The organism is Proteocatella sp. QWL-06 (assembly GCF_058684135.1).
In genome coordinates this window covers 113,034-134,122 of sequence record NZ_CM178755.1, presented here as the reverse complement: position 1 = coordinate 134,122, position 21,089 = coordinate 113,034, and the positions used below count along the sequence as shown (strand labels likewise).

Annotated in this window: 19 protein-coding genes and 1 pseudogene; 5 read left to right on the top strand and 15 right to left on the bottom strand. The window is 44.7% G+C overall.

Going from position 1 to position 21,089, the window contains the following annotated elements; genetic code table 11:
* Positions 1 to 157: 157 nt before the first annotated feature.
* The 5 genes from AC4PGZ_RS00660 to AC4PGZ_RS00640 form a co-directional block, all read right to left on the bottom strand.
* Positions 158 to 1,003 carry a universal stress protein gene (locus tag AC4PGZ_RS00660; protein WP_492159165.1) on the bottom strand — a complete coding sequence of 282 codons (846 nt, stop codon included), beginning with the start codon at positions 1,001 to 1,003 and terminating at the stop codon, positions 158 to 160.
* 128 nt (positions 1,004 to 1,131) lie between these two features.
* The gene (locus tag AC4PGZ_RS00655) at positions 1,132 to 1,440 is read right to left on the bottom strand and encodes a hypothetical protein (RefSeq protein ID WP_492159164.1); all 309 of its coding nucleotides are present in this window, start codon (positions 1,438 to 1,440) and stop codon (positions 1,132 to 1,134) included.
* Positions 1,441 to 1,561: 121 nt separating this feature from the next.
* Positions 1,562 to 2,977: a sensor histidine kinase gene (locus tag AC4PGZ_RS00650; RefSeq protein WP_492159163.1), complete on the bottom strand. Its 1,416-nt coding sequence runs from the start codon at positions 2,975 to 2,977 to the stop codon at positions 1,562 to 1,564.
* Positions 2,977 to 3,663, bottom strand: coding sequence for a response regulator transcription factor (locus AC4PGZ_RS00645; protein ID WP_492159162.1), 687 nt, complete (start codon positions 3,661 to 3,663; stop codon positions 2,977 to 2,979). The genes AC4PGZ_RS00650 and AC4PGZ_RS00645 overlap by 1 nt, the downstream gene beginning before the upstream one ends.
* Positions 3,664 to 3,696: 33 nt before the next feature.
* Positions 3,697 to 4,245, bottom strand: a complete 549-nt coding sequence (locus AC4PGZ_RS00640) for a guanylate kinase (protein WP_492159161.1) — start codon at positions 4,243 to 4,245, stop codon at positions 3,697 to 3,699.
* A 168-nt stretch (positions 4,246 to 4,413) separates the two neighbouring features.
* On the opposite strand from AC4PGZ_RS00640, the gene AC4PGZ_RS00635 reads away from it, so the two are divergent.
* Positions 4,414 to 5,397 carry a sodium:calcium antiporter gene (locus tag AC4PGZ_RS00635; protein ID WP_492159160.1) on the top strand — a complete coding sequence of 328 codons (984 nt, stop codon included), beginning with the start codon at positions 4,414 to 4,416 and terminating at the stop codon, positions 5,395 to 5,397.
* Here AC4PGZ_RS00635 and AC4PGZ_RS00630 read toward each other — a convergent pair.
* Entirely contained in the window at positions 5,394 to 6,548 is a 1,155-nt protein-coding gene (locus AC4PGZ_RS00630) for an MFS transporter (protein WP_492159159.1), read from the bottom strand. The two genes, AC4PGZ_RS00635 and AC4PGZ_RS00630, sit on opposite strands and share 4 nt — an antisense overlap.
* Before the next feature lie 127 nt (positions 6,549 to 6,675).
* On the opposite strand from AC4PGZ_RS00630, the gene AC4PGZ_RS00625 reads away from it, so the two are divergent.
* Entirely contained in the window at positions 6,676 to 7,851 is a 1,176-nt protein-coding gene (locus AC4PGZ_RS00625; protein WP_492159158.1) for a cation:proton antiporter, read from the top strand.
* A gap of 59 nt (positions 7,852 to 7,910) precedes the next feature.
* On the opposite strand, the gene AC4PGZ_RS00620 is transcribed toward AC4PGZ_RS00625, so the two are convergent.
* The 7 genes and pseudogenes from AC4PGZ_RS00620 to AC4PGZ_RS00590 form a co-directional block, all read right to left on the bottom strand.
* Positions 7,911 to 9,680 (bottom strand): putative bifunctional diguanylate cyclase/phosphodiesterase, encoded by a 1,770-nt coding sequence (locus AC4PGZ_RS00620; protein WP_492159157.1) that lies wholly within the window; start codon positions 9,678 to 9,680, stop codon positions 7,911 to 7,913.
* A 44-nt stretch (positions 9,681 to 9,724) separates the two neighbouring features.
* Positions 9,725 to 10,150, bottom strand: a pseudogene (locus tag AC4PGZ_RS00615) (GGDEF domain-containing protein); the annotation flags it as partial.
* 120 nt (positions 10,151 to 10,270) lie between these two features.
* On the bottom strand, positions 10,271 to 11,344 hold the full coding sequence (gene tnpB, locus AC4PGZ_RS00610) for an IS200/IS605 family element RNA-guided endonuclease TnpB (RefSeq protein ID WP_492159148.1): 1,074 nt from the start codon (positions 11,342 to 11,344) through the stop codon (positions 10,271 to 10,273).
* Positions 11,345 to 11,349: 5 nt separating this feature from the next.
* A complete protein-coding gene (gene tnpA / locus AC4PGZ_RS00605) occupies positions 11,350 to 11,757 on the bottom strand; it encodes an IS200/IS605 family transposase (RefSeq protein ID WP_492158253.1) in 408 nt (135 codons plus the stop codon).
* A gap of 267 nt (positions 11,758 to 12,024) precedes the next feature.
* A complete protein-coding gene (locus tag AC4PGZ_RS00600; protein ID WP_492159156.1) occupies positions 12,025 to 13,149 on the bottom strand; it encodes a tyramine oxidase subunit B in 1,125 nt (374 codons plus the stop codon).
* Positions 13,150 to 13,321: 172 nt separating this feature from the next.
* Positions 13,322 to 15,322 carry an oxidoreductase gene (locus AC4PGZ_RS00595; protein ID WP_492159155.1) on the bottom strand — a complete coding sequence of 667 codons (2,001 nt, stop codon included), beginning with the start codon at positions 15,320 to 15,322 and terminating at the stop codon, positions 13,322 to 13,324.
* A gap of 162 nt (positions 15,323 to 15,484) precedes the next feature.
* Complete coding sequence (locus tag AC4PGZ_RS00590; RefSeq protein WP_492159154.1) at positions 15,485 to 16,378, bottom strand: LysR family transcriptional regulator; 894 nt, start codon at positions 16,376 to 16,378, stop codon at positions 15,485 to 15,487.
* 152 nt (positions 16,379 to 16,530) lie between these two features.
* Between AC4PGZ_RS00590 and AC4PGZ_RS00585 the strand changes: the two genes are divergently transcribed.
* Genes AC4PGZ_RS00585 through aroD form a run of 3 tightly spaced genes read left to right on the top strand, consistent with a single transcriptional unit; the run spans position 16,531 to position 19,445 of the window.
* The gene (locus AC4PGZ_RS00585; protein WP_492159152.1) at positions 16,531 to 17,403 is read left to right on the top strand and encodes a shikimate dehydrogenase; all 873 of its coding nucleotides are present in this window, start codon (positions 16,531 to 16,533) and stop codon (positions 17,401 to 17,403) included.
* Between the two features lie 38 nt (positions 17,404 to 17,441).
* Positions 17,442 to 18,659 (top strand): MFS transporter, encoded by a 1,218-nt coding sequence (locus AC4PGZ_RS00580; RefSeq protein ID WP_492159150.1) that lies wholly within the window; start codon positions 17,442 to 17,444, stop codon positions 18,657 to 18,659.
* A gap of 24 nt (positions 18,660 to 18,683) precedes the next feature.
* Entirely contained in the window at positions 18,684 to 19,445 is a 762-nt protein-coding gene (gene aroD, locus AC4PGZ_RS00575) for a type I 3-dehydroquinate dehydratase (protein ID WP_492159149.1), read from the top strand.
* A gap of 124 nt (positions 19,446 to 19,569) precedes the next feature.
* Here the strand turns inward: aroD and tnpB (AC4PGZ_RS00570) are convergent, their stop codons facing one another.
* Both tnpB (AC4PGZ_RS00570) and tnpA (AC4PGZ_RS00565) read right to left on the bottom strand, forming a co-directional pair.
* The gene (gene tnpB / locus AC4PGZ_RS00570) at positions 19,570 to 20,643 is read right to left on the bottom strand and encodes an IS200/IS605 family element RNA-guided endonuclease TnpB (protein WP_492159148.1); all 1,074 of its coding nucleotides are present in this window, start codon (positions 20,641 to 20,643) and stop codon (positions 19,570 to 19,572) included.
* A 5-nt stretch (positions 20,644 to 20,648) separates the two neighbouring features.
* On the bottom strand, positions 20,649 to 21,056 hold the full coding sequence (gene tnpA / locus AC4PGZ_RS00565; RefSeq protein ID WP_492158253.1) for an IS200/IS605 family transposase: 408 nt from the start codon (positions 21,054 to 21,056) through the stop codon (positions 20,649 to 20,651).
* Positions 21,057 to 21,089 lie beyond the last annotated feature (33 nt).

Genomic DNA, 21,089 nt, shown 5'->3' with positions numbered 1-21,089 from the left:
ATCACATGGCTTTTTTTGCCATACAATAAATATTGAATTAAACAAAAAAATCCCAGATTATTCGATTCTCTACATTCTTGTAGATGTTGAATAATCTGGGATTTTTAATTATTAGAGCTTATGGGTCAAAAAACTTCATTCTCCGACAGCCCCTTTATTATACCAGCATAACAGATGAAGCAGAGTGCCTTGCCATATAATGGCTCACGCTTCCAAGATAAAGCTCTTTTACAAAACCCAGTCCCTGGCTACCCATGATCATGAGCGATACTCCTTCGTCTGCAGCCATATTCATCAGCACTGTAGTGGTAACTCCCTGAACTACCTGGATTTCCACATCACTCGCACCTGCTTCCTCGAGCTCTTTTTTCATGTCCATGAGCTTTGCAAAATCCTCTTCGTTCATCTCATCGAGTTTCTGAAAGAGATCCGAATCCATCCTCGTGGTATCCTGAACGTGAACAAGCGTTATTTTCGTTCCATGACAGGGAGCCAGTGATTTGAGAGCTCCAAACGCCTTTGCTGCATTTTCAGAGAAGTCCGTAGGGAACATTATATGTTTCATTATATCGCACTCAATATCAGCATCAGCCTTGAAATTGGCTCTTACAAGCATTACCGGTTTTTCAGATTTATGAAGAACCTCATATGCAAGCCCTTTGAATACGGCATCACCGATAAGGGATCTGTTGGTGGCCTTAGTCACTATTATGTCCGCATTCTCTTTTTCTGCAATGTCATTTACCTCATTTTCCAGGAAGCCCTTCACGATCCTTGTCTCGACCTCGTATCCCTGCTCTTCAAGAAGCTCCTTCTGCCTTGCGAGATTTTCCTCATAGATTTCTCCAACTATTCCACCTATTGCAGAGGCCTCCTCACCAGGACTGTAGCACTGAAGTAGCAGACATTTTTTTATTCCGAGCTTTCTTATGCTTTTCATGCATCTGATAACTTCCATAGAGCTGTCTGAAGCCCCTGCCGCAAAAACCATCTTCTCAATCATTTCCGCACCTCTCTTATAATAATCACAAAACTCAGCCTGACCATCTGTTTATACTATACCCAAAATTTGATAAATTAAATAGAGAAGCGCACCATACGCCTCTCTATCATTCATATCATTATCAATTATCAGTTGTTCTGAAGTACGCAGGTTCCATTCTGTGCTCTGATTCCGCTTCCGTCCTTAGGGCCTGTTCTGTTTCCCTTGCCCATTCCTCTCTGCTCTCCGGCTCCAAATCCGCTTCCATTCCTCAATCCGCCGGTTCCGTTTTCTCCATCCTGACAGAACTCACACTGGCCGTTTCTATTTCCCTGAAACTGCTGAGCCCTCACTGTTGTCTCTGCAGAGTCAGCAAATACTGCTCCTCCTGATACGCTCGCTGCCATTACTGCTGCTGTTGCAAGTCCTGCAAATGTTCTCTTCATATTATTTTTCATGATTTTTCTCATTTTCAAAAAAAGTACTTTTAATCCAAAGGCTACTTCCGTTCTGCCTTAAGATAATTATAGGAGAAAAATATGATGGAATTGTGATGGAAGTTCAAAATAAATGTGAGATTTAAGAAAATGGCAGCTCAAACCAGAAAACAGCTCCTTTTCCCAGCTCGCTCTCTACTCCATATGGTGCTTTGTGAAGCTCAAGTATTCCCTTTACTATGGCAAGTCCAAGTCCAGTGCCGGAAGAAACCGAATCCTTATCCCGGCTGCCTTTGTAATATCTATCAAAAACATGTCCTATATCTTCGCCGGAGATGCCAGGTCCACTGTCTGCTACCTCTATCCTCATAAAGCCGCCATTTTCGCTTATCCTGACTTCTACAGAGTCCTCAGGTGACGTATGGACAAAGGCATTGCTTATGAAATTGTATAGAACCTGCTCAATTTTTCGCCTGTCTCCTGTGACTTCTCTGTCTCTGAAGTCTTCACCTGATATTTCAAATGCCCTCTTTTCGCTGTTTGCGCCATACATCAGGCGGATTTCTTCAAGTATGTCATACACAGAGAATGGCTCAAGCCTCAGTGTCTCAGTTCCCGACTGAAGCTTTGACAGGCTAAGCATGTCCTCGACTATATTTCCAAGTCGGCCTGACTGCTCGATTATTACTCCAAGCTGCCTGCTCCTTTTTTCAGCATCATCTCCTGTTATATCACGCATCGCCTCAGCATATCCTCTTATTATCGTGAGCGGCGTCCTGAGCTCGTGAGATACATTCGATATCAGCTCCTTCTTCAGCATTTCATTTCGCGTCAGCGCTTCTCCCATCTCATTCATCCGCCTAGCAAGCTGTCCGGTCTCGTCTTCTCCAAGATCAGGAAGTCGCTTTTCGAGCTCACCCCGGCTGTACGCTTCGGCAGCCTCGCTTATGAGCCTTACGGGCTCTGTGAATTTCTTTGAGAGCACTGAGGATATTATCACAGAAACCACCATTATCACAAGAGCTATTATCACCAGCTGCTTCTTGAGTATCTCCGCAGTATCCTCAACCGAGGCAAGAGAAAACGATACTGAAACAGCGCCTTCTATATCATCATCTCTCATGACCGGAAATCCCATGACTGCAATCTTATTCCCAAATCTGTTGTGAACGGTCTGATTTCTGTATTCCTCGCCTCCAAGCGCAGATGCGAGTGCTTTTGCTGTTTCTGACTGCATCATACCCGGCATGCGCTCCGCACCTGACTGGCTGGCATATATGATTCCTTCATCAGGAAGCGCAATCTGTATCTGCATGTTCCTGTCGTATGAAATTCCATCTGCCTTCTCAATTATCTCCGGCGATGCTGTGGCTTCTGTGAGACTGCCATACTGCTCTATTTCCGAAACAAGCTCTGCAACATCCCTGCCTGCAGCACTTATCTCCATTTCAGTGTAAAATCTCTCAAGGAAGACGATCTGAAACAGAAATATCAGCAGTATCACCACTGCACTCAGTATCATCATCCCACTCCATAGCCTCATTCTTATGCTCTTCATTATTTCTCACCCGCTTCAAATTTGTATCCGACGCCCCACGAAGTCACAATCCAGTTCCTGTGATGCCTGAGGTTTTCTCTGAGCATCTTGACGTGTGTATCTACCGTCCTTGCATCCCCGACAAACTCATATCCCCATACCTGATTCAGGAGCTGTTCCCTTGAAAATACCCTTCCCGAATTCTTTACGAAGAAGCTCAGAAGATCATACTCCTTGGGCGTAAGATTGAGATGCTCCTCGCCAAGGTAGATGTTCCTTGCATCAAAGTCTATCCTGAGGTCTTCTATCTCAATGATTTCATGGTCCTTCCTTTCATTTACGCTTCCTCTTAAAAGCACAGCCTTCACTCTTGCGATTAGTTCCCTTGGGCTGAAAGGCTTTACCATGTAATCATCTGCTCCGAGCTCAAACCCGAAAAGCTTGTCATACTCCTCGCCCCTTGCCGTCAGCATTATGACCGGCGTAACAGATTCACTCCGGATCTCCCTGCATACCTTCCAGCCGTCCATCTTAGGCATCATTACGTCCAGTATGACAAGATCCGGACCTGCAGACCTGAATATCTCAAGCCCTCTTATGCCGTCCGGAGCCTCGACAAACTCAAAGCCTTCTTGGGTAAGGTATTCCCCTATTATATCTCTTATGGATTTTTCATCATCAATTACAAGCACCTTTTTTCTCATCATTTTATATTCTCCTGTTTCCAGAGCAATTATATTTCAGCGTTTCTGACCGAGTATGCCTTCCTGAATCACAGCTATAAGCCTTGCAGATGTATCCCAGTATTTCTGCGAATTGTTTATTATGAGCTCGCTTATGTCGCAGGCCTCCTGAAGCTCCTTTTCAAAAGAGGCTATCCTCAGATCATTGCCTTCTCCGCCCCTTGACTGCATTCTTGCAATGCACTCTTCCCTGCCCGCGCTCACTCCGATTATGATGGCACTGTCTCCATAAAGCTCCTTTATCTTCCTTGCTCCGCTGGAATCAAGCACAACCGAATAAATATCATCACCTTTGAATACATTCTCAAAGGAATCCATTGAGGTCGCATAAAGATTTCCGTTATATTCGCTGTACTCGAGTAGGCGGCCTTCTTCATTGAGCTTCATGAGGCTCTCCCTGTCAGTAAAATTATAGTGCACTCCGGAGATTTCTCCGGTTCTGGGACTTCTCGTGGTATAGGTTACTATCTTCCTGAAGTCGAACTTGTCTCTTACAGTAGATTTCCCCGAAGCGCTTGGCCCCACAAATACGACTATTCTTATCATGCTCATCCTCCATTTTTAAATTGATTATACCTTATACAGCATAGGCTTTCAATAATACTCCCGCTTCTTATTTTTTGCCTGTCTTCATATACAAAAAAACTTACGGATGTTATAATTAGTACAGTTTGATTTTTAATTAATATTACACTGTTTCTTATCGGAGGAAAAATGATCTATATAATATACCTTGCAATAGCCGCTGCCGTAGTACTTATATCTGTAAAGCTTTCCGAATATGTCGATCTGCTCGACAGGACCACTGATATTTCCGGAGCTTTTATAGGAGGAGTCATGCTTGCTGCGGTAACCAGCCTTCCTGAGCTCTTTACGAGCATAGCCGCCACGCTTTTTGTAAATCAGCCCGATCTTGTCATAGGCAATGTTCTGGGGAGCAATCTTTTCAACCTTGCCATTCTGGGATCTCTCATACTCTTCAGCCTCAGAAAATTCTCATCCAGCTTTCTGTCAGAAAGCCACAGAGGGACTCTGCTTGCAACACTTGCGATGTACGCCCTCGTAAGCATCGCGCTTGCAGTGCCTTCGGGAATGAGCATACTCGGTCTCAATCCGGTATCCATAGCCGTATTTGCGCTCTATATATTTTCCGTAAAGAAAATGTCCTCTGATGACAGCAGCGCTGAAGATGAAAATGAAGAATTCGTCTGCCATCTCAGCAAAAAACAGATTATATCAAGATTTGCGCTGATGAGCCTGCTCCTTGTAATCGCCAGCATTGCACTTACATTTGCTACAGACGTAATAGCCGAAAAGCTCGACCTCGGAATGACATTTGCCGGAGCCCTGCTTCTTGGAGTAGCTACCTCCCTTCCAGAGCTGACTTCATCGATATCTCTCGTAAGGTTTGGTAATTTCAATGCGACCACAGGAAACATAGTGGGAAGCAATCTGTTCAATTTTTCGATACTCTTCATGGCTGACCTGTTTTACCAGGGAGGATCTATCTATGCTTCAAATCCACAGGCACAGAGCCTTCTCTTTTTTGGAGCGGTTGCAGGAATCGCCGGGTTTGCGGCGCTGCATTTCAAATCAAGATCTGCAGTAAAAAGCGCCTCCTCCGCAAATCTGATTTATTCAGCTGCGGCGGCGGTAACAGTCATAAGCTATATAATGTTCATCCAGACTTCGATCTAAGAACCGTTTTTCATGAAAAGGATAAGCATGAGCGCTGCTCCAAGGGACATGCATGCCCCGAACACGAATGGGACTTCTGCTCCAAATTTAGTCCAGAGCTGTCCTGCAAGTACGCTCGCCGGAAAAAGGGCTATGCCTGATACCGTGGAATGCAGCCCCAGCATGGTTCCCTTGAGCTCAGGAGGAGATATCTCTGATACGAATGCTCTCTCTACTCCTGTTATCATGGCCGTATATGCTCCGTACATCACAAACATCAGTGCTACGAAAGGCTTGTTGAGAGAAACGGCAAATCCCAGATAGACGATAGCGAAAACTATATATCCTGAAACCAGCAGCTTCTTGCGTCCTGCTTTGTCCGACATCTTTCCAAAGGGCATCGACAGCGCAGAAGCTGTTATTGTATATATGAAGTACATGAATATTACTCCTGCATCATCAAATCCAACACTCTTTGCCCTGAGCAGAAGGAAGGTATTAGATGAGTTGCCCAGAGTGAACATGAATACGACCACAAGATACATCCTCAGCTGAGAATCCAGTTTTCCTATATTCTTCCAGAACGGCTCTATGATTGCTGAAGAATCCTTCTCCTCCGATTCCCTTACGAAAAAGAACAGCATGAGCCCTAAAATCCCAGGGATCATCGATATAAGGAATATGCGTCTGTAATCTATGTTCCCTGAAGATTCCCTCAGGATAAGATATGCAATCAGTATTCCCAGAGCGGAGCCGGCCATATCGAGTGCCTTATGGATGCCGAACGCCTTTCCCAGCTTGCCCTTTTCTGCAGCCTGGCTGACCATAACGTCTCTCGGCGCAGTCCTTATTCCTTTTCCAATGCGGTCCACCGCCCTTGCGCCAAATACTGCGGTCCATGAACCTGCGAACATTAGAAGCAGCTTGTAGATTATTCCCATTGAATATCCCGCGAATGCGACCTTCTTCCTGTTCCGGTATTTGTCAGTCATATAGCCACTGAATACCCTCAGAAGGCTGGCGAGGCTCTCAGCTGTTCCCTCTATTATCCCCACAAGAGCAGGCGTTGCCCCAAACACGGCGGTGAGATATAGCGGTACTATAGGATAGACCATCTCAGTACCTACATCCGCAAAAAAACTGATCAGTCCAAGTATAATCACATTTCTCATCGAGGGCTCCTCCCTTAATCCTTGTTTTAAGCTTACTCTGTAGATTATACCCACCTTCGGATATATTCATACATATTGCAGAAAATCCGATAATATGATACCATTGTTTAATTAAAAGGAGACTCCCATGCTGTTTTCACTCTCACTAATACTTATAATCGGCTTCTCGCTGAGCGGCATACTTAACCGTATAAAAATACCCGGACTCATAGGAATGATATTCACAGGCGTGCTGCTCGGGCCTCACATGCTTGACCTTATTTCACCGGAAATTCTGGGCATCTCTGCCGACCTGCGCGAGATCGCCCTTATCGTCATCCTCGTAAGGGCAGGGCTTTCCATAGATATCAGCGACCTCAGAAAGGCAGGACGTCCGGCGCTGCTCATGTGCTTTGTTCCTGCAACCTTTGAGATAGCAGCGGTGACATATTTAGCTCCCTTACTCCTTGGCGTGTCCTATATAGAGGCAGCCATAATGGGATGCGTGCTTGCGGCAGTGTCTCCGGCAGTCATAGTCCCACGCATGATCCATCTCATGGAAACAGGCTATGGCAAAAAATCCCGGATTCCTCAGATAATAATGGCCGGGGCCTCTGTCGATGATATCTATGTAATAGTTCTATTCACAGCTTTTCTGGGGATGTATCATGGAGAAGGCTTCAGCGCATCAACACTTGTATCCGTTCCTGCTTCCATACTCTCAGGAGTAATCATGGGGGCAGTTACCGGCATCATTCTGGTGAGCATATTCAAGAGGATACACATGAGAGATACAGTCAAAGTGCTCATAATCCTCAGCATAGCCTTCATGTTCGTCTCAATAGAGGATTTCCTGAATCCATTTTTTCCTGTATCCGGCCTGCTTGCAGTAATGTCGCTTGGCTGCAGCATACTAAGGAGTTATGAGATACTGGCAAAAAGACTCATGGGCAAGTTCTCCAAGATATGGGTGGGAGCTGAGATACTCCTGTTCGTGCTCGTGGGCGCTCAGGTGGATATATCTTACCTCGCCGGCGCCGGAATAAGCTCCGTGCTCCTGATACTTGCAGCACTCTCCCTGAGAATAATCGGAGTAAGCCTGAGCCTTGCAGGGACGAGCCTGAGCCTCAAAGAGCGCCTGTTCTGCTCCATCGCATATATCCCAAAAGCCACCGTACAGGCTGCTATAGGAGCTGTGCCACTGTCAGCCGGAGTAGGTGCAGGAAATACCATCCTTACGGTTGCCGTGCTTGCGATCATAATCAGCGCACCTGTCGGGGCGATTGGCATAGACAGGACATACAAAAAGCTTCTCAGCCAGTAATAAAGCAAAAGACACTGATTCAGCATATTATGCTTCTTCAGTGTCTTTATATTATCGCTCTATGTCTTCTTATTATTATCCTTTATCCAGGTATTTATGCCATTCCTGTCCTGCGGTTTTCCATGGAAGTAACCCTGTATATAGTCGCATCCGAAGGTACCCAGGAGCGTGTTCTGAAAATGCGTCTCCACGCCTTCTCCCACGACTTCAAGCTCCATCCTGTGTGAAAGCTCTATTATCGACTTCACCAGAAGCTGATCCTTGGTATTCCTGTCTATATTCACGACAAAGCTGCGGTCGAGCTTTACCTTGTCTATTGGTATGTTCTTCAGATAGTTAAGTGAAGAATATCCGGTCCCGAAATCATCGAGGGAAAGCTTGAATCCCATCTCCTTTAGCTTGTACAGCATGGCCATTGACTGAGTCAGATTGTTCATGAGTGCGGTCTCCGTAACCTCGAACTCTATCTTATCCGGCTTTACCCTGTGCTTTTCGAGCATAAGCTCAAGATATGATATCAGGTCGTCCTCCATGAGGCCTCTTGCCGAAAGGTTCACCGATACGAACATATCCAGCTCTCCCATGCCAATCCATGCCTCTACCTGCCTGAATACATCATCTATTATCCACCTCTCAAGAGCCTTCATCTGTCCCGAATTCTCAGCAGCGACTATAAACTCTCCGGGCGATATCATTCCCCGCTTTGAGTGATACCACCTTGCGAGCGCTTCTATGCCAACGAGCCTGCCCGTCCTTGAGCTGACAATCGGCTGATAATGCATCTGAAACTCGCTTCTTTCGAGTCCGATCCTTATCTGATTTATGAGATCTATTGTGGTATAGAGCTTTTCTCCGGTACTTGAGTCATATATCCTGAACTGATCTTTGCCGTTGTTCTTGCAGTAATATAGAGCTACATCCGAGCATTTGAGCAGGTCAAAAAAGCTCTCTCCATGGACTCCGTGTATTGCAATCCCCGCGCTTATAGAGGTCCTTATCTCACTGTGCGTCAGGAGCTTTTCGCTTCTGACGGCCGCAAAAAATCTCTCCATGCCTGCCTCAAGGTCTTCGACTGACTCAAAATCTCTGTAGATTATCAGGAATTCATCTGCATTTATCTTTGAAAGAAGATGCGTATCTTCAAAATACTCCGAAAGGAATCCCGAGAACCGCTTTATCATCTGATCTCCTGCAGAATAACCGAAGGTATTGTTTATATAGCTTAGATTGTCGATGTTTATATGAATGAATGCGATGCTTCCTTCTACTGTATTTCGGCTGGTTATGTCACCGAAATCTCCCTTTATCTTCTCCTTGTTCGGTAGCCCGGTAAGCTTGTCATAGTATGCGAGCCTTATTAGCTTTTGCTCCATTTCGATGCTGTCTGTTATATCCAGAACTGAGCCCGCGATAAGCGCAACCCTGCCTTCGCTGTCATGCTTTGCAGCCCCTCTCGCTCTCACCCACCTGTATTCTCCGCTTTCGCTTCTTACCCTGAAGGTGTTTTCAAAATATTTCCTGCTGCTCTTTACAAAATCATCCAGATATCGTCTGAATTGTCCCTGGTCATGAGGATGCACTCTGCTGTTCCAGAGCTCATAGTCCCAGGCGCCTTCAATCACGTTGAGATCCCTGTACCCACTCTTTTTTGTGTAAAAGGTGTACATTCCTTTCTCAACGTCCCACTCCCATATGCTTTCCTGCAGCCCCTCAATCAGAAGCCTGTAGCGGTCACAGGTGTCTCTGAGACTGCTGTTTTCATATCTAAGGCCTGTTATCAAATCATTTCGACTGTCCCTGTCGATTCTTGTCTCCATACTGTTTGTCACTCTGATCCTTCAAATTAATCCAATATATTATAATTATTTATCCATTATACTTGTTTATCTCCAATATCACAATCTTTTTCGCATATACAGTTGCTTCCTTCGAGCAGCTTGCATTCCTTCTTGAGCCGGCTGGCATTTTCGCTCAGATCGTATATAGAAGAATACTGTCTGCTGCCAAGGCATGCCACTGAAAGTGAAGTGAGCGGAAAACACTCTTCTATGCCCCTTCGGTTCCTTGACAGTATATATCCCTTTTCGTAGTCCTCCTCGCGGTAGAACTGCTTTACCCTGCCATCGAACTCGGCTATGACCCTTGCGCACTTCTCCCTGAAATCCTTCTTTTCGCTTATAGCTATGAAGTCGTCTCCTCCGATATGGCCAGTGAACTCATTTTTTGAAAATACATCCTTTAGTATCTCTGCAAGCATTACGATTACACGGTCTCCGTTTTCGAATCCATATACATCGTTATATGCCGTGAACTACCCACCACTTAAGAAGTGGGGGCTTCCTGGTCAATGCTTCTGATGAAGCAAGATTCTCCAGGCTCTAAGGGCGGTACCCTCCCCGACTGACACTGTATCTTGTATTTACATTGTCAGCTTCAGCAAGTTCAGACTTGCATTGTAATCTCTGTCTATCTCAAGACCGCACTCTGGACAGATATATACTCTGCAGGCCAGGTCCTTTGTCTGACTCGACCTGTTACCGCAGTCAGAGCAAAGCTGCGAACTAGGGTAGTCCGGTGGGGCAATTATGAGCTCCCTGCCATACCACCTGGACTTGTAATCCAGCATTTCCCTGAACCTGCTCCACGAAACCTCGGCAATGGACTTCGCAAGATTATGGTTTTTCATGAGATTCTTCACTTTCAGGTCTTCGATAACTATTGCTTGGTTTTTGCGTATTATCTCTGTACTCTTTTTGTGAAGAAAGTCCATTCGCTGGTTGGCTATTTTCTCATGGAGCTTCGCTACCTTGATTCTTGCCTTGTTGCGATTGCTGCTTCCTATCTGCTTTCTTGAAAGGTCTCTTTGAAGTTTGGCAAGTCTCTTCTCGGATTTCCTGAGATGTTTCGGATTTTTGTATGCCTCTCCATTTGAAAGTACGGCAAAATCTTTGATCCCGACATCTATGCCGACTCGCATGTCCGATGCTGGGAGTTTCTGTATTTCAGTTTCAACCAGAATGGATATGTGATACTTACCGGATGGGGCTTTTGAAATTGTGCATGACTTTATTACTCCTTCAAAGCTTCTGTGCTGCCTGATCTTTACAGGTGACTTCAGTTTTGGGAGTTTTATGTATCCGTTTTCAACATATACCGTTCCTTTCTGGTTGTTGGTGGTATAGCTGAAATTATTGTTTTTTTTGCTTTTGAATTTTGGAAATCCATTGGACTTGTCTCTGAAGAAGTTTCTGTATGCTGTATTGAGATTCATCTGAGCATTGGCGAGAGCCAGGCTGTCAACCTCCTTTAGCCAGGTGAATTCTGATTTGTACTGGGCAGGAGTGTTATTCAGGCTTTTTCCCGTGAGATTGTAGTGCTCTATCCTGTCTGAAAGCATCCGGTTGTAGACAAAGCGCACACATCCAAAGCATTTTGCAAAGAACTGCATCTGCTCTGCATCTGGATATATTCTGTACTTGTATGCTTTCAGCATAATGTTCACCTCACTTTTTCACCCTGCGTCTCGATGTAATCTCTGATTATATCTACAGAAGACTCTCCTGTGGTGATAAGAAAAAAACTCTGAGACCAGAATGCTTCTTTCCATAATTTTTCTCTTATGCATGGAAATTCTTTCTTAATAAGTCGGCTGCTTGCGCTTTTATATGCATTTATGAATTTGCTGATTTCACTGTTTGGATGTGCTTTGAAGAGTATATGGACATGATCCATATCGTGGTTCCATTCCAGCAGTGTAATATTATACTTTGGACAAATGTATTCAAATATGTTCTTAGCTCTGTCTGAAATATTTGAATCAAACACTTTTCTACGGTATTTAGTAACCATAACCAGATGATAGTATAAGGAAAATACTGAATGTGCATTATTATCGAATCTATCCATATTATAAGTATCCTTTCCTATTACGACTGATTATATTATACCCTTGCAAAAGTATTATAAACACTCATAAACCGATTCATCCCACCGCCTTCACTCTCGTTAATACGAGCAAGGTAGTTTAGAGGAGGGGGAATTCTCGGTACATGTATTAAAAGATCCATTGACATATTTCCTCCCATTTGATTTTCAGGCCGCTATTTTCATTATAGCCCTTATGAGAGTCTGCTATGTAATGGATCAGTTAATGTAATGTAAATTTTATGTTAATTATGCCCAGTGAGGTTTTTCCCACAGGAGCAGTTTCTGCCCTATGCCCTTTTCGAGCGCGCGGCTGTACACGGTGTGTGCCCATGCCACATCCTCGGCCGGGATTCCTCCTGCTATAAATATTATTGTCTCTTCGCTGCGCTGCCTGCCTGCAGCACGTCTGGTTATTATGTCTCCGAGGCTCACTATATCGGCATTATCCTTCTTTTTTTCAAGATAAAGCTTCATCAGAGGGGCAGCAGGCGCCGAAGCCATAAGGCTTTCTATCCCGTCCGGATGCCTCATGCCATCATCAATCCAGTCAAGGTGCATATTCCAGTTGTCTACTACCACTCTGCTGTTTATGTACATATCCTCGCTCAGCGATGCTGTACCAACAAGATGTATGAGTGCCCCTTTTTTTATCCAGCCATCCTCTATTATAACCGGCGTTCCGCCTGAGGTCGCTACGCTTATAACATCGCTCTCCCTTATAGCCTCTTCTGCTGAAGACACAGCGGTCATCCTGATTCCTGTTTCTTCTGAAAGTTCTCTGCAGAGCGCCTCCGCTTTTGAGGCAGTTCTGTTATATATCTTTACAAGCTCTACGTTTCCAAGTGATTCGCATATTGCTATCAGTGCGGCGCGGTTTATGACTCCTGCACCTATTATTCCTACGACTGATGCAGAGTCCGACTTCAGATACCTTGTTGCAAGCCCTGGCACTGCACCTGTTCTCATCGCACTTACGAGATTTCCGGAGCACATCGCAAGCGGAGCTCCTGTTTCAGGATCATTGAGCGTTATGCTGTGTATCGATCTGGGAAGTCCCCTCTCCCTGTTCGCCACATTTGACCCATACCATTTATTTCCACATACATCATATTCTCCCCCGACATAGGCTATCATCGTCATGGCTCTTCTGTCATCGCCAGCTACCGGCATGTTTCTTCCCCTTTTTTCTTTTGGATACCATAGCTTCATCCCGTGAGAGCTTCCCTTTGGTCCTCCCATGAGGTAGTCATTGTCACTCATCAGAGTGAAAACCTCCTCCATGACATTTATGCATTCCTTCATATCGAGAACGCCCGCCTCTATCATGTCAGGCTCTGACAGATAAAGAAATTCAATTTTTTCTTTGGACATGTTTCATCCCCTTCCGTATTGTATTTTTTACACAATTAATTTTTAAAGTGAATAAAAAACGCACCTGCTGAGCGAGTGCGATTTTTAGTGTTACTTAATATAATATAATAAAAATCGAATATTTGCAAACGTTTTTTGCTGTATATTTCAATTATTATCATATGTTTCCTATCTATTTAATGAATTTCCTGTTTCTGAGGACATTTATTATGTTTCTTCCCTCTGAAACTCCTTCGATGATCCTTCTTGCCCTTACGCTGTCTCCTATGCTTATTATCTCGACATCATCATTTTCAAATTCCGCTCTGAGTTCTTCAAGCACCGGATTGTTGGCTCTCATGCCCAGGCACACAAATCCATAGTCGAATTCCAGAGTCTTTTCTTCGCCTGAGTTCCTTACGATGAATTCTCCCGGTCTTACTTCAAGAAGCGCGGTATCCGGCATCTTTCTTACTCCGTATCTCTTCATAAGAGCATTTATATCGCTCTTTGATACCGGATCTATGTCTCTTCCTATGACAGGCTGCATCTCCACTATTGATACATCCGCATTTCTCGGAGCAAAAAACTCCACTACGTCCAGCCCTACTGCTCCGCCTCCTATTACAACTACCTTCTTTCCAGAAAGGTCCTCCGGATAGCTGCTCAGGTTCTCTATCATATCCAGTATCGAATATACCTTCGTCCCCTCTATGCTTATGTTCTCGCGGAGCCCCTTCACAGGAGGAAGCAGTGGAACAGATCCTGTTGCATTGACTATTATGTCCGGATTCAGCTTTCTGACGAGCGCTGCATCCGCCTCTGTGTCATTCAGTATGAAAAGATTCCTTAGCTTTGAGGCACGGTTTCTCAGATACTGTGGAAAATCCCCGAGCCTGTTCTTGTCCGGAATCTTCGAGATTTCAGCGGCAAGCCCTCCGGTCTGGCTATTCTTTTCTATAAGGAATGCCGTGCAGCCTGCCTCTGCGGCCGTGCATGCGGCTTCAAGCCCCGCAGTTCCTCCCCCTGTTACTACTACGTTGCACGGTCTGAGAAGCTCTACCTCTCTGTAATCTTCCGTCTCATTAACACATGGATTCACAGTACACCTGATAGGGCGGTTTACTCCGATTCTGTTTCCTGCGCATCCAATGTTACAGGATATGCATTTTCTTATCTCGTCTTCTCGTCCTGATATTACCTTGTTTACATATTCAGGGTCTGCTATCAGTCCCCTTCCTATGCCTATCATGTCTGCATCGCCTCTTGCCAGTATGTCCTCGGCAACCTTCGGATCTCTTATATTCCCCATTACGAATACCGGCTTGCCAAACTCTTCTTTTATAGCTCTCGAAAGATATGCTCTCCATCCGTCAGCAAGGTGATTTGCATCTATCTGGTACTGAATGGATGAGTTGAGGCCTGCGGAAACGTCAAACATGTCTACATCCTTCTCAAAGAATCTGAGATACTCGATAGAATCCTGAAGCGTGTTTCCGCCCTCTGCGAACTCATCGGCACTTATTCTTACTATAATAGGAAAAGAAGGTCCGACAGCCTTTCTGACCTCTTCGATCACCATTGCCGCAAAACGGGCACGGTTCTCAGGGCTGCCTCCGAATTCATCAGTTCTCTTGTTGGTTATAGGTGAAAGAAACTGACTGATAAGATATGAATGGCCTGCATGTATCTCAACAGCGTCAAATCCCGCTATCTGGGCTCTCCTTGCCGCCTCGCCGTACTTTCTGGCGATTGCCTCGATCTCTTCTCTCATAAGCGGCCTCGGTATGTCGCCTCCGTCCTTTGTAGGCACGTCAGAAGCCGACACCGGCTGAGCATTTATCCTAGATGCCACTGCCGAAGCTCCCGCATGATTTAGCTGTATCGCAATTGCGGCTCCGTGCCTGTGCACGTTTTCGCAGAGCTTGAACAGCCTTGGCATGAAGTTGTCTGAGTCGATTCTCAGCTGAGTGGTCCCGTTATATCCAAGCGGAAAATCAACACAGGTATTTTCAACTATTATAAGACCCGTGCCGCCTTTCGCCCTCTGCTCATAGTAATTGATATGCAGGAAGCTCATCTCTCCATTCTGCTCTGCATAGTTGGTTCCCATCGGTGTCATTGCAACCCTGTTTTTCAGAGTCATGTTCCTGACTGTCAGTGGGCTCAATAAATTCCTGTAGTCACTTTTCATTCTTTCCTCCATAAATCTCTAACATAAAAATAACATATATATTTGCAGAAATTGTATATAAAATAACGATATGTCTAATTATATTACAGCCGCAAAGATAAATCTAATGTATATTTTATGCTTTATTGATAGCTTTTTGCTATTGATATTCAGGGAGCAAGTCTATTTCAGCGTTGATGCGGCCTGCTTCTTTATGAAGTTTATGAAGTTCTGTACAGCCGGAGCAAGATACCTGTATTTGTGATATATCATGTAGACATCATGATGCATTCCAACGTCCTTAAGTGGAAGTATCTTTACGTTTGCCCTCTCTACCTCCGATACCCTCGCTACTATGGCGACCCCAAATCCCGCTTCGACAAGCGCTACTATGGAACCTTCATCCGAGGATTCGCATATAATCTCCGGATTTATCTCAAGCTCTTTGAAAAGCTTTCTCGTGAATTTGCCAAGACCGGAATACCTTTCATATGCTATAAGGCTGTAATTCTCGATCTGCCTCGCTTCTATCTCATCCAGGCCTGCAAGCTCATGGTCATGTGGAACTATGGCTACGAGCTCCTGCCTTATTATGGGAACGAAGCTGAGATCGCTCTCTCCCTCAGAATAGGAACCAAATACCACGTCAAACCTGTCAGCCTTGAGGCCCTCTATCATCTTTGCCGTATAATCCTGAGAGAATGAGAATGTCACATTCCGGTTCTCCTCGATATCCAGAAATCTCCTGGCCGAAAACGGGATATAATGCTTTGCCAGCGGCGACACATATGCGATGTCTATGTGTCCATCGCTGCTGCTTGCAAGATTTTCCATCCTCTTTTTTGTATTTTCAAGTTCATCTATTATCTTGTTCACATGCTCGGCAAAAATCCTGCCATATTTTGTGAGCACTATGTTCCTTCCCTGTTTTTCAAAAAGAAATAGTCCCAGCTCCTCCTCGAGGTTTGCCATCGAGCGGCTCAGGCTCGGCTGCGATATGTTCAGCTCTGCGGCCGCCTGATGATAGTGCTGAAGCTCAGCAACCATCTGAAAATAGTAAAGCTGATTCAGATTCATATATTCTCCTTTCAGAAAGATAGCTCCAGGCTATCAATATCGTTCACAAGTTATATTGGAAGTTATGTTTTATATATCATATAATAACAATGCAGGAATTGTCAAATTAATAACGAAACTTAATTACTATAAAACTGAGAGAGGTTAAAAAAATGGCAGAAAGAATAACAGGACATACAGAGCTCATAGGGCTCATGGCATACCCGATAAGACACTCAAGTTCCCCGGCGATGCAGAACGAGGCATTCGCAAAGATGGGCTTTGACTATGCATATCTTGCATTCGAGGTTGACAATGACAATCTTGAGGATGCGATAAGATCGATAAGAGCACTGAAGATGAGAGGCTCAAATGTATCGATGCCCAACAAGACCGTAGTTCACAAATATCTTGATCATCTGTCTCCGGCTGCAGAGCTTACCGGAGCTGTAAATACCATTGTAAACGACGATGGAGTCCTTACAGGGCACATAACTGACGGAACAGGCTTTATGGCTGCACTGAGAGACAACGCTATCGATGTTATAGGAAAGAAGATGACCATCGTGGGCGCAGGAGGAGCAGCAACAGCAATCGAGATACAGGCCGCGCTTGATGGAGTAGCCCAGATATCAGTATTCAACAGAAAAGATGAATTCTGGGAAAGAGCTCAGAGAAATGTAGATGTCATAAATGAAAAAACTGACTGCAGGGCTGAGCTCTTCGACCTTGATGACCTTGAAATACTCAAGGCAGAAATAGCTGACAGCTGCCTGTTTGTGAACGCTACAGGCATGGGCATGAAGCCCCTCGAAGGAAAGACCTATATTCCAGATGCTTCATATCTGAGACCTGACCTGATAGTTGCAGATGTAGTGTACTCACCTGCCGAGACAGCGCTCCTCAAGATGGCAAAGCAGATCGGCTGCAAATGCATGAACGGATTCGGAATGATGCTTTTTCAGGGCTCTGCTGCATTTGAGCTGTGGACAGGAAAGCCGATGCCGATTGAATATATGAAGGAAACCTTAGGCATAAAATACTAAAAAAGGCGTAAAATACTAAAAAACAATTGGAGGATAAGATGGAGACTATTAACTACAAGAAGTATTACCCGACAGCCCTTGTCATGTATATAAGCTTTTTCATTCACGGAATAGGGGTATCGATTTTAGGTCAGTACAAACAGAATTTTGCAGGTCAGTGGGGAGCGGCAAAGCTCGCAGACGGATCATTTGACGTAGGAAACGTGCTTATCGTTATAGCCGCGCTCGGACTCGGAAGACTTATCACGCTTCCATTTGCCGGACCGATATCAGACAGGTTCGGAAGAAAGACCTCCGCACTGATCGGAGTGCTGTGCTACGCTGTATATTTCGTAGGAATCGTGTTCTCACCGAACATGTACGTGGCCTATGCCTTCGCAATCATGGGCGGAGCTGCAAACTCATTCCTTGACACAGGAGTAATCCCTGCATGCCTTGAGATCCTCGTTGAATCAAGCGGGCTTGCGACCATATTCACAAAGCTTGCCGTGTCGCTTGGACAGCTTCTGCTTCCGACTATGATCGGCTTTGTTGCGGCAAATGAGCTCTCATTCAAGTCCATCTTCTTCCTTATGGCTGCACTTATAATAATTGACGGAATACTTATCGCTTTCATGCCGGTGCCTCCAATGAACAGCAACGTGAAATCCGGAGAAAATGCCGCATCGCAGAAGATGAAGTTCACTCCGGCTGCAATTGCACTAATATCTATCGGTTTTACATGTACCTCTACCTTCCAGCTGTGGCTAAACTGCAACCAGGAATTTGGAAAGCTTGTTGGAATGGCTGATCCAAGCAGGATCCAGTCTTACTATTCTACAGGTACGATAATCGCCGTGCTTCTCACTGCCTTTCTTATGAAGAAGAAGGTGCAGCCGCTGAAATTCCTTGTGCTTTATCCTGCAATAGCAATGACCATGCTGATTATCGTTTATATAGTGAGAACCCCTTTCATATGCCTTCTTGGCGGATTCGTGATCGGATTCTCAGCAGCGGGAGGAGTGCTCCAGATGGCAACCGCAGCCGCGAACGATATGTTCCCTGCAAACAAGGGCAAGATCACTTCAATAATAATGATAGCCTCGAGCCTTGCCAACTATATAATCCTCAACATCGCAGGAATCCTGACAAAAAATGGAGGCGCAGAGGGCCCATTGCATGTTATACTCTTGAATATAGGAATCACTTTCATAGGCATACTTCTGGCTGTATTCGTTAACAGCCAGTACAGAAAAGGCAAAGTAAAGGCAAGCTAAGACCGTTTATATAAGGAGAAAAAAATGAAGACCGTAAAAGTAAGAAATATAGAGCTCGGCAGCGGAATCCCAAAGATATGCGTTCCGATAGTCGCAGTAACAAAAAATGATATCCTGGAGCAGGCTATGAGTCTCAGATCCATCCCGGCCGATATAGCTGAGTGGAGAGTAGACTGGTATGAGGACGTATTCGAAATGGATACTCTCATGCAGACGCTTTCACAGGTTAGAGAAGCCCTCGGCGACATGCCGCTGCTCTTCACCTTCAGGACTAAAAAAGAAGGCGGAGAAAAAGAAATCTCTCCCGAATCATACGCAGAGCTCAATATAACTGCTGCTGCAAGCGGAAATACAGATCTTGTGGACGTAGAGGCCTTCACTGGCGATGAGATCGTAAGAAAGATAATAGAAAAAGCCCATGAGCATGGCGTAAAGGTAGTAGCTTCAAATCACGATTTCTTCAAGACGCCACCTAAGGAAGAGATCATCTCAAGGCTCATCAAGATGCAGGACCTCGAAGCGGACATCCCAAAGATAGCCGTGATGCCTCAGAGCAAAAAGGATGTGCTTACCCTTCTTTCAGCTACAGAGGAAATGCACTCACAGCATGCAGACAGACCTATAATCACCATGTCCATGGCAGGAAGCGGGCTTATAAGCAGGCTTTCCGGCGAAGTATTTGGATCGGCGCTTACATTCGGAGCTGCCAAAAAAGCTTCAGCGCCAGGTCAGATCGGAGTGAAAGAGCTTCATGAGGTTCTAAGCATAATACATTCAGGCATATAGACAGACAATTAGTGAACTACCCACCACTTAAGAAGTGGGGGCTTCCTGGTCAATGCTTCTGATGAAGCAAGATTCTCCAGGCTCTAAGGGCGGTACCCTCCCCGACTGACACTGTATCTTGTATTTACATTGTCAGCTTCAGCAAGTTCAGACTTGCATTGTAATCTCTGTCTATCTCAAGACCGCACTCTGGACAGATATATACTCTGCAGGCCAGGTCCTTTGTCTGACTCGACCTGTTACCGCAGTCAGAGCAAAGCTGCGAACTAGGGTAGTCCGGTGGGGCAATTATGAGCTCCCTGCCATACCACCTGGACTTGTAATCCAGCATTTCCCTGAACCTGCTCCACGAAACCTCGGCAATGGACTTCGCAAGATTATGGTTTTTCATGAGATTCTTCACTTTCAGGTCTTCGATAACTATTGCTTGGTTTTTGCGTATTATCTCTGTACTCTTTTTGTGAAGAAAGTCCATTCGCTGGTTGGCTATTTTCTCATGGAGCTTCGCTACCTTGATTCTTGCCTTGTTGCGATTGCTGCTTCCTATCTGCTTTCTTGAAAGGTCTCTTTGAAGTTTGGCAAGTCTCTTCTCGGATTTCCTGAGATGTTTCGGATTTTTGTATGCCTCTCCATTTGAAAGTACGGCAAAATCTTTGATCCCGACATCTATGCCGACTCGCATGTCCGATGCTGGGAGTTTCTGTATTTCAGTTTCAACCAGAATGGATATGTGATACTTACCGGATGGGGCTTTTGAAATTGTGCATGACTTTATTACTCCTTCAAAGCTTCTGTGCTGCCTGATCTTTACAGGTGACTTCAGTTTTGGGAGTTTTATGTATCCGTTTTCAACATATACCGTTCCTTTCTGGTTGTTGGTGGTATAGCTGAAATTATTGTTTTTTTTGCTTTTGAATTTTGGAAATCCATTGGACTTGTCTCTGAAGAAGTTTCTGTATGCTGTATTGAGATTCATCTGAGCATTGGCGAGAGCCAGGCTGTCAACCTCCTTTAGCCAGGTGAATTCTGATTTGTACTGGGCAGGAGTGTTATTCAGGCTTTTTCCCGTGAGATTGTAGTGCTCTATCCTGTCTGAAAGCATCCGGTTGTAGACAAAGCGCACACATCCAAAGCATTTTGCAAAGAACTGCATCTGCTCTGCATCTGGATATATTCTGTACTTGTATGCTTTCAGCATAATGTTCACCTCACTTTTTCACCCTGCGTCTCGATGTAATCTCTGATTATATCTACAGAAGACTCTCCTGTGGTGATAAGAAAAAAACTCTGAGACCAGAATGCTTCTTTCCATAATTTTTCTCTTATGCATGGAAATTCTTTCTTAATAAGTCGGCTGCTTGCGCTTTTATATGCATTTATGAATTTGCTGATTTCACTGTTTGGATGTGCTTTGAAGAGTATATGGACATGATCCATATCGTGGTTCCATTCCAGCAGTGTAATATTATACTTTGGACAAATGTATTCAAATATGTTCTTAGCTCTGTCTGAAATATTTGAATCAAACACTTTTCTACGGTATTTAGTAACCATAACCAGATGATAGTATAAGGAAAATACTGAATGTGCATTATTATCGAATCTATCCATATTATAAGTATCCTTTCCTATTACGACTGATTA

Coding starts and splice junctions, on each gene's coding strand:
- AC4PGZ_RS00660 (WP_492159165.1), bottom strand. CDS start 1,003: ATGATTGAGAAGATGGTTTTTGCGGCAGGGGCTTCAGACAGCTCTATG.
- AC4PGZ_RS00655 (WP_492159164.1), bottom strand. CDS start 1,440: ATGAAAAATAATATGAAGAGAACATTTGCAGGACTTGCAACAGCAGCA.
- AC4PGZ_RS00650 (WP_492159163.1), bottom strand. CDS start 2,977: ATGAAGAGCATAAGAATGAGGCTATGGAGTGGGATGATGATACTGAGT.
- AC4PGZ_RS00645 (WP_492159162.1), bottom strand. CDS start 3,663: ATGATGAGAAAAAAGGTGCTTGTAATTGATGATGAAAAATCCATAAGA.
- AC4PGZ_RS00640 (WP_492159161.1), bottom strand. CDS start 4,245: ATGATAAGAATAGTCGTATTTGTGGGGCCAAGCGCTTCGGGGAAATCT.
- AC4PGZ_RS00635 (WP_492159160.1), top strand. CDS start 4,414: ATGATCTATATAATATACCTTGCAATAGCCGCTGCCGTAGTACTTATA.
- AC4PGZ_RS00630 (WP_492159159.1), bottom strand. CDS start 6,548: ATGAGAAATGTGATTATACTTGGACTGATCAGTTTTTTTGCGGATGTA.
- AC4PGZ_RS00625 (WP_492159158.1), top strand. CDS start 6,676: ATGCTGTTTTCACTCTCACTAATACTTATAATCGGCTTCTCGCTGAGC.
- tnpB (WP_492159148.1), bottom strand. CDS start 11,344: ATGCTGAAAGCATACAAGTACAGAATATATCCAGATGCAGAGCAGATG.
- tnpA (WP_492158253.1), bottom strand. CDS start 11,757: ATGGATAGATTCGATAATAATGCACATTCAGTATTTTCCTTATACTAT.
- AC4PGZ_RS00600 (WP_492159156.1), bottom strand. CDS start 13,149: ATGTCCAAAGAAAAAATTGAATTTCTTTATCTGTCAGAGCCTGACATG.
- AC4PGZ_RS00595 (WP_492159155.1), bottom strand. CDS start 15,322: ATGAAAAGTGACTACAGGAATTTATTGAGCCCACTGACAGTCAGGAAC.
- AC4PGZ_RS00590 (WP_492159154.1), bottom strand. CDS start 16,378: ATGAATCTGAATCAGCTTTACTATTTTCAGATGGTTGCTGAGCTTCAG.
- AC4PGZ_RS00585 (WP_492159152.1), top strand. CDS start 16,531: ATGGCAGAAAGAATAACAGGACATACAGAGCTCATAGGGCTCATGGCA.
- AC4PGZ_RS00580 (WP_492159150.1), top strand. CDS start 17,442: ATGGAGACTATTAACTACAAGAAGTATTACCCGACAGCCCTTGTCATG.
- aroD (WP_492159149.1), top strand. CDS start 18,684: ATGAAGACCGTAAAAGTAAGAAATATAGAGCTCGGCAGCGGAATCCCA.
- tnpB (WP_492159148.1), bottom strand. CDS start 20,643: ATGCTGAAAGCATACAAGTACAGAATATATCCAGATGCAGAGCAGATG.
- tnpA (WP_492158253.1), bottom strand. CDS start 21,056: ATGGATAGATTCGATAATAATGCACATTCAGTATTTTCCTTATACTAT.